Genomic DNA, 15,893 nt, shown 5'->3' with positions numbered 1-15,893 from the left:
ATATTTCATGTGTCTGCCTTATCCCGGAAACAGCATGGAGGCGAGTGCGCCCACCATGATGGTGCTGTTGAGAACATCTTCTTCACCTTCGCTGTCTGTCACGCTGAACTGGCTAGTCGTGATGCTGTCACCCTTGCTGGCGAGGAGTGTGTCGAATTGTTTTTCTTGCTCGAGGTTGTCAAACACTTCAATACCACGGGCGATGCTACCAACTACGGCGGTCACCACGATGGTGACGGGTATCGCTACCAGACCGGCACCGGTGGCTCCGGTAAAGATTGACGCTTCGGCAGCAATAGCAGCGCCACCTTCTACTACTCCCCCGACAGAGACTGCGGCGTTAACTCCGGCAAAAACAGAAACGCTTGCGGTACTGACCATACCGGCGGCACCGGATGCAAACGGCATGATAAAGGACGTCAGTCCGCCAACAACCAGAGCAGTGGTTGCCCCTGCACCTCCGGCAATGGCGGTGGTGGTGGCAATGCGCTCTCCCACGTCATCTACCAGGTAGTCACCGGCGGCCTCGCTCATAAAGGTATCCCAGGGAACATCGGCTCCCAGGGTGTCGGCCATATTGCTGCCATTGGTTTGTTTGGCTGTGAGCCAGTCGTCATAGTTCTGCTGGGCATTGTCAACGATATCATCGCGGGCACTTTCCAGGTGTTCGGCGAGGAAATCGGAAAATACGGTTTCCGATTCGGTATAGGTCGCCGGATCCTTGCTCAGAAATTCAGTGCTGTAATACGCCAGGGGTTCTGCCAGCAGGGTCATGGCTTCCGGATTGTCGGCGTTGCGTTCCAGCCAGCGCTGGATCATAAAGGGCGTGACATCTTCAATACTGCCACCACTGGTTCGGGTGATTTCTGCCAGCAGGCTGCCGGATTCATAGGTGTAGGTTTCACCGGATTCCATGATGCTTTGCAGGAAACTGCTGATGATGTCGATACCGAGCTGGCTGTTGCCATCGGCGATCAGGGCCTGAATGCCACTGGGTTCACTGGAAGACGAGCTGCCATCACTGCCACTCACCACCAGGGGATCACGGGATACAGTGGGATCATCGCTCTCTGTTAAACGAAAGCCTGACAGGTCGATGCTGTTGTTGGTTTCGTCCAGATTCGGCGGATAGCTGGCCGCCGCGACATTCAGTGTGATATTGCCGTTGCTGACGTCGGTCAGTACATAGTTGGATTCGGTGTTGTAACCATCAAATACCGTAATGTAGAGCTGCAGTGTCAGGCCGTCCGTGCCAACGTCGGTCGAGGTGTAGGTGCCAGGCACCCGGCTGATGCTGGACGATTCGCTACTGCTGGTATTGAGGATCACACCACTGCCAACCAGTGTCGGGTTTTCAAACAGCTCGGCGGCGGTTGGAATATAGATATTATCCAGCGTCGGGACGGTGGGCAGGGTCGGCACCTGGTTACTGCTGACAATCTGGTAGCGAATAATCGGGAAGGCATCGTCGATATCTTCGACGTCGGGCAGGTTGCCGACCGTGGCATCCAGTACCAGATCCTCGTTATTGAGGAAGCTGTTCAGTTCTTCAACATAATCAAAACCGAGATCCTGATCGCTGATATCCAGCGTGATAGCACGTGGCAGAATGGTGAAAACACCGGGGATGCTACCGTCGAGAATATAGTTGGTGCTGTCACTCAGATGGTATCCCCAAATACTGTAATAACCGGCATTGTCTGGCGATTCGAGGAAATCCAGCACCAGCAGGCTGGTCAGGGAATCGTCTTCGGCGAGGCCGTCACCACCGATACTGATGGCATTGATATCACTGTCGCCGTACCAGGAATACAGGGTGTTGCCACCAACGGAAAGGGTACGTGGTGTGATGACCATTTCACTGCCGCTGGTGTAGCTGATGTTGTAGTTGGGGTTGATCTGGGTGACCAGTTCATAGGTGCCAGCATCGGCATATTGATCCGGCAGCGCCGCGATCTGGATGACGCTTTCGAGTGAGTCGAAATCAGACAGGCCAACGCCACTGATGGTTATCTCATTGCTTGAGTCGGGGTTGGCATCACCGTACAGGCGTTCGACGGCGTTGGTCAGCGTCAGGGTCATCGGACGTGTCTGAATGTTCAGGCTGCCTGGATCCAGAGTCACAATGTTGTAGTTGCTGTTCTGCAATGTGTAATAACCGGAATACAGGCCGACACCGGCCGACTGGTCGGGCAGGCTGAATACCAGCAGGTCATCAATGCTGTCAAAACTGGCCACTCCCTGTGCTTCGCTAACGCTGGTTACCTCGTCAATGCGGTAAAGGTCGCCCAGTGTGCTGTTGGCATCACCATACAAGCGGTCGAGATTGAAGAAGGTCAGGCCGATGGTGCGTGGCGTGATTTCCACCGTGGTCGAAAGACTGCTGCCGTAATCAATAGCGTAGTTGTTGTAACGGCTGCCGCGATTGAAGGTGATGGTATAGCTGCCAGCGTCAGCTTCTATGTCTGGCAGGCTGTAGGTGAGCAGGTCATCAATGCTGTCGAAGGATGCCAAACCGGTGCCAGCGACGTCGCCGCTGTAGACGGTGATCAGTGATCCATCCGGGTTCTCTTCACCATAAACACGGCTGTAACCGTCGGATATTCCCAGTACCAGTGCACGGGGTGTGACCGTCAGATTACCGCTGAAACCCATAAAAGTGTAATTGTCAGAGATCAGGCTGGCGCTGAGGTTATAGCTGCCAACGCTGGCGGTTGTGTCTGGCATGGTGATGTCCAATACGGTATTGAGCGGGTCAAACGCGGTCAATCCATAAGACAGGTCGCTGTCGATATAACTGCCGAGGTTCAGCGCATCACTTTCTCCGTAAATACGCTCCAGTTCGGTCAGGGTAATGGCCAGTGGCCGTGCTGTAATGGTCAGTTCACCGGTCACACTGTTAACCCGGTAGTTGGAGTTGATGCTGCTGATATTGATGGCATAACTGCCGACATCACTGGCGATATTGGTGCCGGTGCTGGCGGTTGTGAAAACGCTGTCCAGGGTATCTCCCGGTGCCAGCAGATCGGTGGTATCGAGATAAAAGCGCCAGTCGGAGTCTTCTTCACCGTAGACCCGGCTGACATTGGAGAAGGTTAAATCCACCGATTTCTGTTGAATCACAAAGCTGTTATTGGCAAATGACTGCAACTGGTAGTTGCCATCCAGCACCGTCGCCTGCAAGGAATAACTGCCTGTATCGGTCGTGGCATCGGTAGGGTCATAAACACTGACGACATCGGCGGCCAGGGCTCCAAACTGCAAGCCTGCCACATTCAGGGCGCTGCTGAAGTCGATGCTGTCATCACCGTAGGTGCGAGTCAGATCAAAGTCAGAATCAAGCAGCAGTACCAGCGCTGCCGGGGTAATCGCCAGGTTGCCGTTACTGACGTTCAGGTTGTAGTTGGGGTTGGCCGAGCTGACGCTGATGGCATAGTTGCCGACGTCAGACGTCGGGTCAGCCGCAGTGTTGTAGAACAGGAACAGATCGTCGAGGCTGTCGTCGAGTTTCAGATCACTGTTGAGGGTCGTGCTGAACTCCGGATTGGCCGTGGCATATTGGCGGGTGGCGTTATCCACAATCAGCGAAATCGCTGCCGGGGTAATGGTCAGCAGGCCGCTGTTATAGGTGATGGCGTAATTGGCATTGGCCGCTGATGAGGCCGCTGACGAGCTAGCCGTCAGGCCATAACCACTTTCCAATACACCGGAAGAGGCGGTTGCGGTGGTGTTGACGACAACACCGGCAATATCGTCCTCGCTATCAAAACTGGCCAAGCCGTCCATGCTGACGGTAAACACCGGGTTGTCTTCGCCGTATTCACGGCTGACATTGTCGGCGCTAATGGTTAACAGGCGTGGCAGCACATTCAGGGTGCCGGTGCCAAAGGTCAGGTTGTAGTTACTGGCGCTGCCGGCCACAACACTGACGTTATAACTGCCAACCCCGGCCTGGGTTGAGGCGCTGCTGACAAACTGTTCACCGGTGACCACCGCTGCGCTATCGCCGTTACGCAGACCAACGGCGGTGAGCACAAAGTCCGGATCATCATCACCGTAATAACGGGAAGACAGTTCTGGCAGTATCAGCAGGTTGGCGCGGGTAATGGTCAGGGTGCCGTTATTAAGGGTGACGTTATAGTTAGAGTTGATCACATCGGCTGTGGCGGTGATGGCATAACTGCCTGCGTTGGAACCGATCGTGGCGTTGGTACTGAGGCTCAGGTTGCTGAGTACATCCTCAATGCTGTCGTCGAGTTTATAGCCACTGGCGTCTCGATAGGTCAGTTCGGCGTTATCGAGGCCGTATTCACGGCTCTGATTATTGACATTAAAAACCAGCGTCGCCGGGGTAATCGACAGGGTGCCGTCAACATAGGTGAGGTCGTAATTGTTATTCATTATGCCAGTGGCACTGACGGCGTAACTGCCAACATCCGAGCTGGCCGAAGCCAATGTGGTGAAATCCAGTCCATCGGTGCCGACGGCTGCACCAGAGACCTGATTACTGATCTGGATGCTGAAATCGGCATTGTCATCGCCGTATTCACGGCTGCTGTTTACCACGGTGACGGTCGCGGCGCGCGGGGTAATGGTCAGCAACCCGTTGATACGGGTAATGCTGTAGTTGCTGTTATTGCCACCACTGACGCTAATGGCATAGCTGCCGACATCATTGTAAATCCCGCTGACTCCCGTGGCCGTTACCGTGCCGATATCGGCGGCGGTATCAAAGCTGGCCAGGTTGACGTAATTGAGGGTATAGGCAGAGAGCGTGTCACCAAAAATACTGCTCTGATCATTCGCGCTGATGGTCAGCTCGCGGGGATCAATGGTTAGCGAGCCAGACTGATAACTGATGCTGTAGTTATCGTTGACCGCTCCGGTAGGAGTGATACCGTAGGTGCCGACATCGGACTGCACCGTGGCACTGGTGAGGAAGCCCAGGCCACTGATATCTTCGGATTTATCCCCAGCCACCAAACCACTGAACAGAGCGGAGAAATCCGGGTTGTTATCCCCATACACCCGGCTGGTATCGATAGCGCTGATGGTAAGCGCCGCCGGGTTAATCGCCAGCACACCACTGACGTACTGGATATCGTAGTTACTGTTGCTGGCGCCAGTGGCGTTGATTTGATAATCACCCACGTCCGAGTCTATGGCGGCGGTGCTTTCCACGGTCAGGCCACTAATGTCGGTGCTGTCGTCTCCGGCCACCAGACCGGCATAACTGACATCCAATAACAGCTCATCGGTTCCGTAGATCCGTGACTGATCGTTGGCAGTAATGGTCAAAGCCGCTGGAGTAATGCTCAGGCTGCCACTTTCGTAATGGATACTGTAATTGGCATTGGAAGCATTGGCCGGGGTAATGCTGTAGGAACCGTTAACAGAGGAGGTGACCACCGCATTGGTGGTGAACGACAGGCCATTAATATCACTGGCGTCGTCACCGGCGGTGAGGCCGATATAGGTCGCACTGAACAGCGGGTCTGATGCGCCATAAATACGTGTAGCGTCATTGGCTTGGATGGTCAACAGGGCTGGATCAATAGTCAGAGTACCGCTGGTAAAGCTGACGTCGTAGTTCTCGGCACTGGCTCCATACGGGGTGATGGTATAGGTACCGACGTTGGAACTGGAGGTCGCCGTGGTGGAGTAACTGATCTCGGTAAGCAATACAGACGCATCGTCATCATCGACAAAACCGCTGATGCTGGCAGTGAACTCCGGGTTGTCCTCACCATAGAACCGGCTGAGGTCATCGGCCATGATCGACAGGATCTGGTTACTGATGGTCAGAGTGCCTGGTTCGTAACTGACGTTGTAATTGCCGTCGGTGATGCCAGAGGCATAAATATCAAAAGTACCCGTGCTGCTGCCATCCGCGTTGGTGCTGAACAACAACTGGCTGCTGTAATCGCTGGCCAGATCACCAGCCACCAGGCCAGACAGGGTGGCCGAATAATCACTGCTATCCGGTGTCAGGCCGTCGTAAACGTGGGCGAGGTTAGCCGCAGTGACGGTCAGCTCGGCCGGGGTAATGCTGAGCGCACCATCGATATAAGTGTAGGTATAGTTGGCATTGGTCGCGCCTTCCGGGCGGATAGCGTAGGTGCCGACAGCCGATGTGATTTCAGAGTCCGGGGTAGCAAAACCCAGCGTCAGAAAGTCGGCCTCAGTGTCGTCCGCTTTCAGGCCGGAGAAAATAGCGCTGAAGCTCGGGTTGCTGTCACCGTACAAACGGCTGGCATCACTGGCGGTAATGGTCAGAGGTGCGGCGGTGACGGTCAGCAGCCCGGTGCCGGTCTGGTAATCAAAGGCATAGTTATCGGCAACAGCGCCGCTGGCAATGATGTCATAACTGCCAACATTGGAGCCGAGAACGGCGGTAGTGGTGTAACTCGGTCCGGTGGTTAACACGGCCTCTGCTTCACCATTTTTAAAACCAGTGATCAAGCCGGTCAGTGCCGGATCTGCATCCCCATAGATACGGCTAGCGGCGGTTGGGGTCACGGTTAGTAACGCCTGATCGATGGTCAAATCGGCGGCTATACCGGCAAACTGGTAGTCATAGTCTGACAACAGGATACTGCCCAGCGATACCGTAATGGCATCGCTATAAACACCGGCATTGCTGCTGGTGTTCAGGCTGGTGGTGAGGCTGGCCGTACCCGTGAACACATCGGCCACAAGGTCGCCATCCACCAGACCACTGACGGTATAAGTAAAGGTCGGGTTGTTATCACCGTAACTGCGGCTGGTCTCATTGGCGGTAATGGTTAATACCGGAGCCAGACTGTAGAGGAAGCGGTTACCGGTCTGGGTAATGCTGTTTGGTGAGTTGTTGGTCCAGGTTTTGTTATACACCGGGGTGCCGATCAAACCACCGGTGACGGTATTGGCCGGGTCATCGGAATAGATCAGAAAACGCCCGCTGCCGGTGGTGGTGACGGCATTGGCTCCGGCCTGGTTGATAAAGGAGCCGGACTGCGCGGCCAGCACAATATTCTGGTCTGCGCCGCTGGCGATGACGGTGCCAGCAGCCAGGGTCAGGTCACCCGTTGTCACCAGGCTGATGGCTCCGCTGATATTCGAAAAATCGCCGTCAACGATCAGGCCATCTCCGCCCTCTGTCAGCGAAAAATCCCCCTCAATCACACCGTTTGCAACCGTGGCTGTCAGAGTGCCGATGCGGTTATTGCTGTTGTCGATATGTACCGAACCGGCAATGCCTTCATCGACATCATGCCCATTGCGCTGGCGGCTATCGGTCTGGATATCGAGGGTATCGGTGATCAGGGTGCCGTCAATCTGGATACTGCCCATTGGCCCGAGACTGCTGTTGGATCTTGCTATTTCAACGTCGGTATTACGTTTGATCACCACCGAAGCGGCTGTGATCGTAGCGCTGCTATCGACGTTCAGGTCACCACTGGTACTGATGCCGTCACCCATCAGGTCGGCCTCATAGAGCAGCCCAAGGCCCAGTTCCAGATGGCTGCCAATCCCCTCCAGCGAGCCGTTAATCCGGATTTCATTACCCGAGTTGAGTGTCAGGTTATTGCCGGAACTCCAGCTGACATCGTCATTGATTTCAATCGAGCTGTCGGTGACCAGCGTGTCGGAGTCATAGACATAAGAGGTGTCCAGCACCACATTGCTGGTGGTCAGCAGGTTGGCCAGATCCGCGCCTGCCATAAGGTCTCCGGCGTTGCTGCCAATGGTCTGGTCAGCACTTGTTATGGTTAGGGTGCCGGTATCACCGGCTATTGCACTGAGATCGGCACTGCCGCCAAATTGCAGCGCCATTTTACCGGTGACACTGGCCGAGCCACCATTGCCGCCAATAGTACCGGCGCTGGCACTGATCTGGCCGTCAAAAATCGTGCTGTCCTGTGCCGTAACCAGTACCGAGCCACCGTCGCCACTGACTGACGTTGCGGCGACATCAATCACCGCCGTGCTGGTTACGTTGACGGTTGAGCTGGCACTGTCATAACCCGTGTCGTTGTCGCCGATCCATACTTCGCCGCCGCTGCCATCATTGTTGTGTGCCGCCAGCGTACCGCTGTGCTGCAGATCACCTTCTTCCGCAGTCAGCAATATCCGGCCATCAAGAGTGGCGGAGCCTCTGGCGCGCACCACACCGGTCTGGTTAATCGCCAGATCGTAGACACTGCCACCGGCGGCTTTCAGTTCCGCCTGGGCAGCCTCAATCACACCACTGTTTTCAACACCGGTCAGATTGCTGTCGGCGACGACGGAAGCCCGGATCAAAATATGGCTGTCTTCATCGGGGCGGAATACTACGTTGTTACCGGCAGCCAGCGCGGCGACACCCTCTGGTGCCGAGAGTGTGCCCTCGTTACGCACCTGATAGGCAATCAGGATCACATCGCCATTGGCAGCGGTGATCTCCCCCAGATTGACCACGCTGGCCAGCGAGTCTCCGGAAAACTCCTGATCACCACCTTCCATAAAGTTGGTATCACTGATATCCAGTGCCGAAGCCAGAAACTCGGCAGTGTTGATATGAGCATCGGCCCCAACCACCACCCCATTCGGGTTAACCAGATAAACCCGACCATTGGCCTGTAGCTGTCCCAGTAACGAGGACGGATCAGCACCGGTTACCCGGTTCAGCGCCACGCTGTCACTGTTGAGCTGATCAAAAATTACCGTGGCATCGGCACCAATACTGAAACTGTCCCAGTTAGTGATCATACGGTCCGTCAGCTGCTCCACCGTCAGGGTATTGCCACTGCTGGAAATGTTGCCGCTGCCATCGGTAATACTGCCACCGGTTGGCAACACCAAGGGGGCTGCGTACAGCGGCGATGCACCCGCCAGCAAGAGAATGCTGGTGGCGGCAGCCGATGTGGCCAGGCTATGGCGGCTGCCTTTACCTGAAGCTTTTTTACCGCAAGATCTGGCCAGCTCGCTGACCACAACGGTGGATTGGTGGGCGTGAGACCAGATAATACGGAAGACAGAATTCATAGCAGAGTCCATATGCCTGGCACGAGCATAGGGCACAGTGCCCGCGTTCTCGGCTTTGGCGATGCTTTATAGGGGTAATGAGTGATACCTGGTGAGTGCTGCCAACGCTTGGCGTCGCCAAGGCGGGCATCAGAAATCAGCTGATAAGACTAGCAAGCGGGGTGGAAAGGGAACTATCCCATTTCCGCAAAGCGTGAGATGGGGGTTGATACGCAAGGAGGCGTGCTGGATGAAGACACTGCTCAGCCAAGCGCGTTACGCAGGGTAATAGAGGGAGACTCACCAAACAGTGCAGCGTAATCGCGGGAAAAACGGCCGAGATGCCAGAAATGCCAACGCATGGCGGCTTCGGTTACCGTGACCGTGGCATGAGACGGATTACGCAGCAGCTTGCGTACCCGGTTGAGCCGGAATATGCGCAGATAGGTATTGGGCGTAAGCCCGAGTTGGGCTTTGAAACTGTACTGCAGGGTGCGTTCACTGACGCCGGTTTCACGGCAGAGATCAATAATGCCGGGGCAGGACTGGGCGTTGGGTACAGATTCAAGATAGGCACTGACATGATGCACCAGGTGTGCTGCCCGGCGGCGGGTATCTATGGTTGAAAAGGGCAGGGTGGAGAGCGGCTGTGACGACTGCAACATCAGCATCAGATTGTCGGTTATATAACGCTCCATACCGTCACCCGTAAGGTATGGTTTGCCAGCAGAAAAGTGCCTCAGTAACTGGTTGATATTCTGATCCAGCTGAGCCTGCCCCAGCGTTTCAAAACACATCAACTCCGGGTCGTAGGATCCTTCCCAGCGTTCTGGATCAATAATCATCGCCTGTTGCTGAAAATGCTCCTGATCAAAACGAAAATACACCGTCTCGGCTTCACTACCGACCTGCACATCCACTTCGGTTCCGGCTGGGATCAGGAATAACGCCTTATGGCTGGCCTGATGTTCAGAGACCCTAGCGGCGTCGATGGTGCCTCTGACATAGGAGAGGGTGCAATATTTCTCGTCCATGATGCCGCGTTTGTGCACAGTGCAGTTCTGGCGCTCGATCACCATCTTGATGCCTGGCAGATTCAGTTCCTGATAGTGGCCCGCATAAGTACCGCTACCGATCTGGTCGATCGTAACTGGCACCCAGTCCTGTGCCGAGGCTTGCTCGGATGCATCCTGCAGCGGCAGATCTTTGAAGACGATGCCGTTTGTAATGGTAAGGGATGAACCGCTTTCAGTAGTGTTCAGGGGACAGTTATTCAGAACAGAATGTGTCATGGCATTATCCATGTGTTTCGCCATTTAACATGGGCTAATCCACCATGACTGCAAATCTGCAACATGGCATTCATGAGCTGGCCAGCATATCCCTCATTAAAGGCGTGTCAATTAATGGCAGGGTCTATGGCCTGTGTGGGTGAAATGTCAGTTCCGGTATATGAACTGGGTCCGGTTTTAGAGAAAACCCGGTAGAGGGTTTGCAGCCTGACCCTGATTGCAAAGTATTGACTAACTCATGTACAGCGGGTGATATGGCAGAGAAAAATTCAGCCTGATGCCCGCAGTGGGCATCAGGGTGTAAGGCGTCGTGGTCCTGTAGCCAATGCGTGCCAGAACGTAGTTGGCTGTTTGCTACCGGAATCCGTCAGACATTGGGGTGTTGTTTGGGTATAGGAGTTGAGAATGAGTGTTACAACTGGCGGCTGTCTGTGTGGACAGGTTCGATATCAGATCAGCGCAGAACCAGGTCCATCGCGGATTTGCTGGTGCCGGGATTGTCAGAGTATTGCCGCTAACGGCACGGCCAATGTGGTTTTCCCGACCGATAAAATCGCGGTAAGCGGGATAGTGAGCCGTTTTATACGGGTAGCGGACAGCGGCAACGAGGTAACACTGGGGTTTTGTAACCAGTGTGGCACCCAGCTGTTTTCGGATTCCACCGGCCGTATGGGGCTTACCGTTGTCAGAATGGGCACGCTGGATAATCCTTCAGCAATCAGGCCGTCATCGAATATCTGGTGTTCCAGTGCGCCGACGTGGGCCAGTATTGACAAGTCGCTGGAAATCCGGGAATTCGGGCCTGCACCTGTGGTTGCCAGGTGAGATTTTGATCGTTGGTGCAAGTTGGGCAATTTGGTGCAATAAGGTGAGAATCGCATCAGAAGGACAGGGCTGAAGAGGATTCCTCTCCAGTCCTTATTTACCCAATACTGCTGTGCGGGCGCTCTGGTATCGAATAAGAGGAAGGGAATATGCGTTGCAAACGCCTGCTCTCCAGAGATCCCGCTATGTCAGCATCGTTGTCCGATGAATTTTTCACGTTAAAACCAACAGTGGGCGGTCAGGAACTGACCATGGCCCGTTATTCCATTGAACGTCGTGAAGCCGTTCTGAAGAAACTGTTGCCACCTCATAATCGCTCGGTGCCGGAAGTCTCCCGAGTGCATGTGATTGTTAGAGTGCATATTGCTTACAGGCCCAGATCACCTTTCCTGCTGAAATGCGCTAACTCTGAACTGAATTGATTCATAAGCTCTGTATCATTTTCGGAAACAGCGCCCACCCACATTTTGAACAGCCCGAAGCCTATTGAAGAATGCGGATCGTTTTTCTCTTCCCGCAACCCCACTTCCATATTGGTGAGTTTGTTTATGTACTCAATTTGCTGTGGTTTAGATAGTGCCTGGAACTCCGAAGGGCTATTGTATGATTGGTGGAAGATGCTATTTGCCATATTGATAGCGTGACCTACTGAAATTTGAACAACGTCGTCAGCTTGCCGTAATGCCTACGTGACAGATTCGAACTCTTCTCGCAACGCTTTACGATTGGGATCTTCTTTTTTCTTTCCGAAACCAAACATATTTTCCTCCTATCTGGGCAAATGGTTTTTACAGGCCATAAGCACATTATATAAATGGCGGTCATATTCTCCGCCGTTTGGATTTGCTTCTGCCCTCATCATTTGATCATATTCTTTCATTCCAAATTCTGCTTCCATGCCGTTTGTCGTGCATGTGCAATATGCTTTTGCGTTCTTCATGGGAAGACCTTGAGATGACATACTTTCTGCACATCGATCTATGTAAGCAAGCTTGGCACCTCTGGGCCACGAATCTGTAGCGCTGACATTTGCGGATAGTAAGACAAGCACGATGCTTGTTGTAATAACGAAAAGGCTTCTCATGGTTGTTCTCCTTGCACTCTAACGCCCGCTTCACGGGCAACTTGTAGTGAAGCATTTTTGTGTGATACTGACGCGCAGCGGCAACACAAAAATGCGAAGCGAAAAGTTGTCCCAGTGGAAGCGCTTGTTATAACCCCGTTCAACTCGTCATCCGTTTGGTTATTTCGTCTAACTCGGTTGCAGTTAAGCGTGGCATAGACCAACCTTCAGCGAAGGGAATCGTGCTGGATTTAGGTAACTTATCCTCATCTAAATCTCTAATTTTTATCCTTGATGGTATAGCAGCTCCTTCACCGACAAAAATTGCTTCTTGTTGAGATAGAATAGAAAGTGAACTCACCATTCCTGATAGCCCATCAGGTAAAAAACGTGCAACATGCTGCTGATCAGCTGAATTTGTTAATCGAAGTACGACCCAAGTTCCACACTGAGAAATAACAGTACTATCTACATCTGCTGGGCGTTGGCTAACGAGCATAAGGCCAATACCATATTTGCGGCCTTCACGCGCAATCCTTCTGATTGCATTTTGGGCTGCCACATATTGAGCCTCGCCTTTATCTGGAACATACCGATGGGCTTCCTCGCAAACAATCAGGATAGGATCTTTTATTTTTTCACTCTGCTTTTGATGCACTTTGTATTGGAATAACAACCTAGCAATTACGGCTGTTAATGGCCCTGCAACTTCATTTGGCAAACCAGAAATATCAATAATTCTTACGTCTTTATCAGCTTCTGTACTAACACCAACAAATTGATTCAAAATTTTAGAAAGAGAATCATCACCTTCTTCCCAGTTTTTCATTAGAAATACTAACCTTGAATCCTTTCTAAGTACTTTTAATTTATCTAGAACGGATGCTGCTGAAGATTTCGAATATTCACCTGCTGGTATTGTTTCATGCACTTTCTTAGCATTTAGTCGGCCAGCCTGTATATATCTAATGTGGTTTTCAAACTCATAAAGTGAAAATGGGCACGGTTTATCTCTATCAAAAGAAAGGGTTTCAGTAATATCCTTTCCATCTATTAATTGAGGGTCATCAATATTAGTAACACCGTTCAAAGCTTCAGTTCCAAACTCTGAAGGACACGCCTTGAGAATACCTGCAGCAACCATACGGGCATGACTTAATGCTTTATGCACAACATTATTTTGGCTTGTTGCACTAAAATCTGTTTTGCCAATAATCAAATTAGCTAACTCATCGCTAGACATTAACCAGTAAGGTAGGTTTATTTCTTTTTGTCCATCCACATCATCAGCAAGCACACCATAAGCCCGAAATAATAATGCTCTTGTCTTAAATGCCTGACCATACTCACCATGTGGATCTATTATTATTTGAGGAGATAAAAACTTATCTTCATGCTTGTGTTCAAGGACACTGTGTAATATTGCGGCTACTGTTCCTGATTTTCCTGAACCTGTAGATCCCAGAACTGCACAATGCATTCCAAACATTTTGTTTATATTCACTCTACAGACTGATGACTCAGATGCGCTGTATGTCGCAAAAGGAACTAGAGGATTAACTGCATCATCAACAGCACCTTCAGCAGATTGATAAAGTTTGGATGTTTCTTCGCTAGTTAAAATATAAACACTTTGAAGTGGTAGTGGATAGGTCTTAATGCCCCTTTTAAAAGAAAGCTTATCTGTCGAGTTTTTCCAGTGACCCTCGGCAAGCAGCTGTACTTCCATTATCCGTTGATCTGAATCTTCAGTTATTTGTTGCCCGCTCTCTAATATCTCCTCTGAACGCATGCGTAACATGGTAACAACTCCGAAAATAACCTTTCGTCCATAGTGAATTTTAATCATGCTCCCAATTTGACCGATAGGGTATACACGACCTTCATATGTGCTAGATAATTCAGATATATTATTCGACAACTCGACCTTTACAGATGTGCCAGATACTTCTACAACATGACCAATTTTCAATTCATCAATAGGGTTAAACATATTTATACCTCACAGCCGTTTTGAAGAATTCCAGTCATGCCTTTGAATGTCCACCAATAATCGGTTTCCATTCTTTTATAAGGACCATCAGTACCGACATACAGACCATTAGTTGTTGCAATAAAAACTCGTTTGCCAAAAGAAGAGTTACGCCACTTTTCCAAGCATTCGGGAATTGACTCTCTGCATTCAACAAAAGCTAACAGTACCGTTTTGTTGTTAACTTTTGACATGGCAACTTCTATTTCATTATTAATATGTTCATCACCAAAGCTATACCCACAAACTGCCAATACATTGGGGGCTTGTGAATTTAATGAGCTTCTAAAAAAATCAAATTGTGTCGAGAAGGGATCTTGTTGGGTAGCAATATATTTTGTTGATTGTGGATAAATTAAAACTCGCTTTGCAGCTTCAGGATATTTATCATTTGACCTTACTCGCCAAACGTATCCTTTGTCACAGAGAAACCAATCAATCGAACCATGCATTTTAATTATATTTGCTCTTTGCCCACCTAAAGGTAATGTATCTCCATACGTTACGGTGCGGTAAGCTACTGAACCACCTGAAAAACCATCCCAATATGGGATCCTATTTAGAGCTAAAGCATCTTCAATTAAAGTGTCGTAATTAGTGGTAAATAAATTTACAGGTTTTCGCCTATCTTGAATTCCGGCCTGCTGATACTTGAAAAGTACTTCAATAAAATTGTAATGCGCATCTATCGAAACGATTGGACTATCAGGGCTCCCTTCTTCTATAACATTTCCAGACCCATCCTCAACATAACCAGATCTAATAGTGTCGGATATAATTTGAAGTATTTCGTGATGAATTAATTCTAAGCCATCTTTGGAAAATACTTTGCCGTCGATGTTAACTTGTTTTGTCTTACTCCTTTCTGCGAGAGCAATATAATCACCTAGATGGCTGAGAATATGCTCCACATGACAATCATCTGGCAATTCAGATTTGAGTGGTGACAAACAGTTATTGAATGCTTTAAAGTTATTTATTTTTAATATATTACTTACGCGATTTGTAAGTGGATACATTAATGGCAGCTTTGCATCATAACTAATACCTGCACCTAACAGCCAATTTAATTCTGAACACTTTAAATTTTCTTCTAGTTGAGATATCAGCTCATTGTTAGACGTATCGTCCATGATTTCTCCGATGTGAATTAGGGGTTATAATAGTTTATTCATGCGCATGCGCGTTTTATCTGGTGGCACGATTTGTTGCGAGAGGAGGGCAGGTATTTGAATTGACTGATGATTTCCGTTTTCACGAACTCTCCTCCCTGGAAAAAAACGCATGCGCGTTTTTCTGTTTTAACGTGCGCATTAATTCTACGCCAAAAGCGCAAAACCATTGAACGTCATGGGCTTACGCTAACAGTAACCGAAAAAATGCGCAACCTCTCTGGAAATACGAGCATGGATTTTCTCTTCGATTTTATTGTACTGTTCATGCATACAGTCTTTTAAGGAGGAGTAGAACCATGAGTAAAAGTCCGTTTTTGAACCAGATCTCTCGTTTCATGCGGCTGAATGGATACAGCCTTCGAACAGAAAAAACTTACCTTTACTGGATCAAAGCCTACATACGCTTTCATCAACGCCAGCACCCGAATGCAATGGGCCTGTTGAGGTCATGGGTTTTCTGGATCACCTGGCGTCTGACCAACAGGTGTCATCGCCAGCATGAGTCATAGAATACCCAGCGA

The 15,893-nt window shown here is 50.7% G+C and carries 8 protein-coding genes and 1 pseudogene; 3 read left to right on the top strand and 6 right to left on the bottom strand.

Going from position 1 to position 15,893, the window contains the following annotated elements:
* Positions 1-18: 18 nt before the first annotated feature.
* The 3 genes and pseudogenes from WG929_RS07975 to WG929_RS07965 all read right to left on the bottom strand — a co-directional run bounded on the left by WG929_RS07975 (position 19) and on the right by WG929_RS07965 (position 10,277).
* Entirely contained in the window at positions 19-7,218 is a 7,200-nt protein-coding gene (locus WG929_RS07975; RefSeq protein ID WP_416205723.1) for a beta strand repeat-containing protein, read from the bottom strand.
* An 858-nt stretch (positions 7,219-8,076) separates the two neighbouring features.
* Positions 8,077-9,006, bottom strand: a pseudogene (locus WG929_RS07970) (two-partner secretion domain-containing protein); the annotation flags it as partial.
* 242 nt (positions 9,007-9,248) lie between these two features.
* Positions 9,249-10,277, bottom strand: coding sequence for a helix-turn-helix domain-containing protein (locus tag WG929_RS07965; RefSeq protein ID WP_416205618.1), 1,029 nt, complete (start codon positions 10,275-10,277; stop codon positions 9,249-9,251).
* Between the two features lie 405 nt (positions 10,278-10,682).
* Here WG929_RS07965 and WG929_RS07960 point away from each other — a divergent pair, with 405 nt between their 5' ends.
* Positions 10,683-11,102 carry a GFA family protein gene (locus WG929_RS07960; RefSeq protein WP_416205617.1) on the top strand — a complete coding sequence of 140 codons (420 nt, stop codon included), beginning with the start codon at positions 10,683-10,685 and terminating at the stop codon, positions 11,100-11,102.
* A 149-nt stretch (positions 11,103-11,251) separates the two neighbouring features.
* Complete coding sequence (locus tag WG929_RS07955) at positions 11,252-11,524, top strand: hypothetical protein (protein ID WP_416205725.1); 273 nt, start codon at positions 11,252-11,254, stop codon at positions 11,522-11,524.
* Positions 11,525-11,871: 347 nt separating this feature from the next.
* Here WG929_RS07955 and WG929_RS07950 read toward each other — a convergent pair whose 3' ends face one another.
* From WG929_RS07950 to WG929_RS07940, 3 genes are all read right to left on the bottom strand, one after another.
* Positions 11,872-12,186 (bottom strand): hypothetical protein, encoded by a 315-nt coding sequence (locus WG929_RS07950; protein ID WP_416205616.1) that lies wholly within the window; start codon positions 12,184-12,186, stop codon positions 11,872-11,874.
* 139 nt (positions 12,187-12,325) lie between these two features.
* A complete protein-coding gene (locus WG929_RS07945) occupies positions 12,326-14,158 on the bottom strand; it encodes an ATP-binding protein (RefSeq protein ID WP_416205615.1) in 1,833 nt (610 codons plus the stop codon).
* A gap of 2 nt (positions 14,159-14,160) precedes the next feature.
* The gene (locus tag WG929_RS07940) at positions 14,161-15,330 is read right to left on the bottom strand and encodes an SIR2 family protein (RefSeq protein ID WP_416205614.1); all 1,170 of its coding nucleotides are present in this window, start codon (positions 15,328-15,330) and stop codon (positions 14,161-14,163) included.
* Positions 15,331-15,668: 338 nt separating this feature from the next.
* Here WG929_RS07940 and WG929_RS07935 point away from each other — a divergent pair, with 338 nt between their 5' ends.
* Positions 15,669-15,881: a phage integrase N-terminal SAM-like domain-containing protein gene (locus WG929_RS07935; RefSeq protein ID WP_416205613.1), complete on the top strand. Its 213-nt coding sequence runs from the start codon at positions 15,669-15,671 to the stop codon at positions 15,879-15,881.
* Positions 15,882-15,893: the final 12 nt, after the last annotated feature.

Origin of the sequence: Oceanobacter antarcticus (genome assembly GCF_044962685.1) — a bacterium.
Taxonomy (GTDB): Bacteria; Pseudomonadota; Gammaproteobacteria; order Pseudomonadales; family Oceanobacteraceae; genus Oceanobacter; species Oceanobacter antarcticus.
Note: the sequence above shows the minus strand (reverse complement) of the source record. Positions and strands in the feature narration are given on the sequence as shown.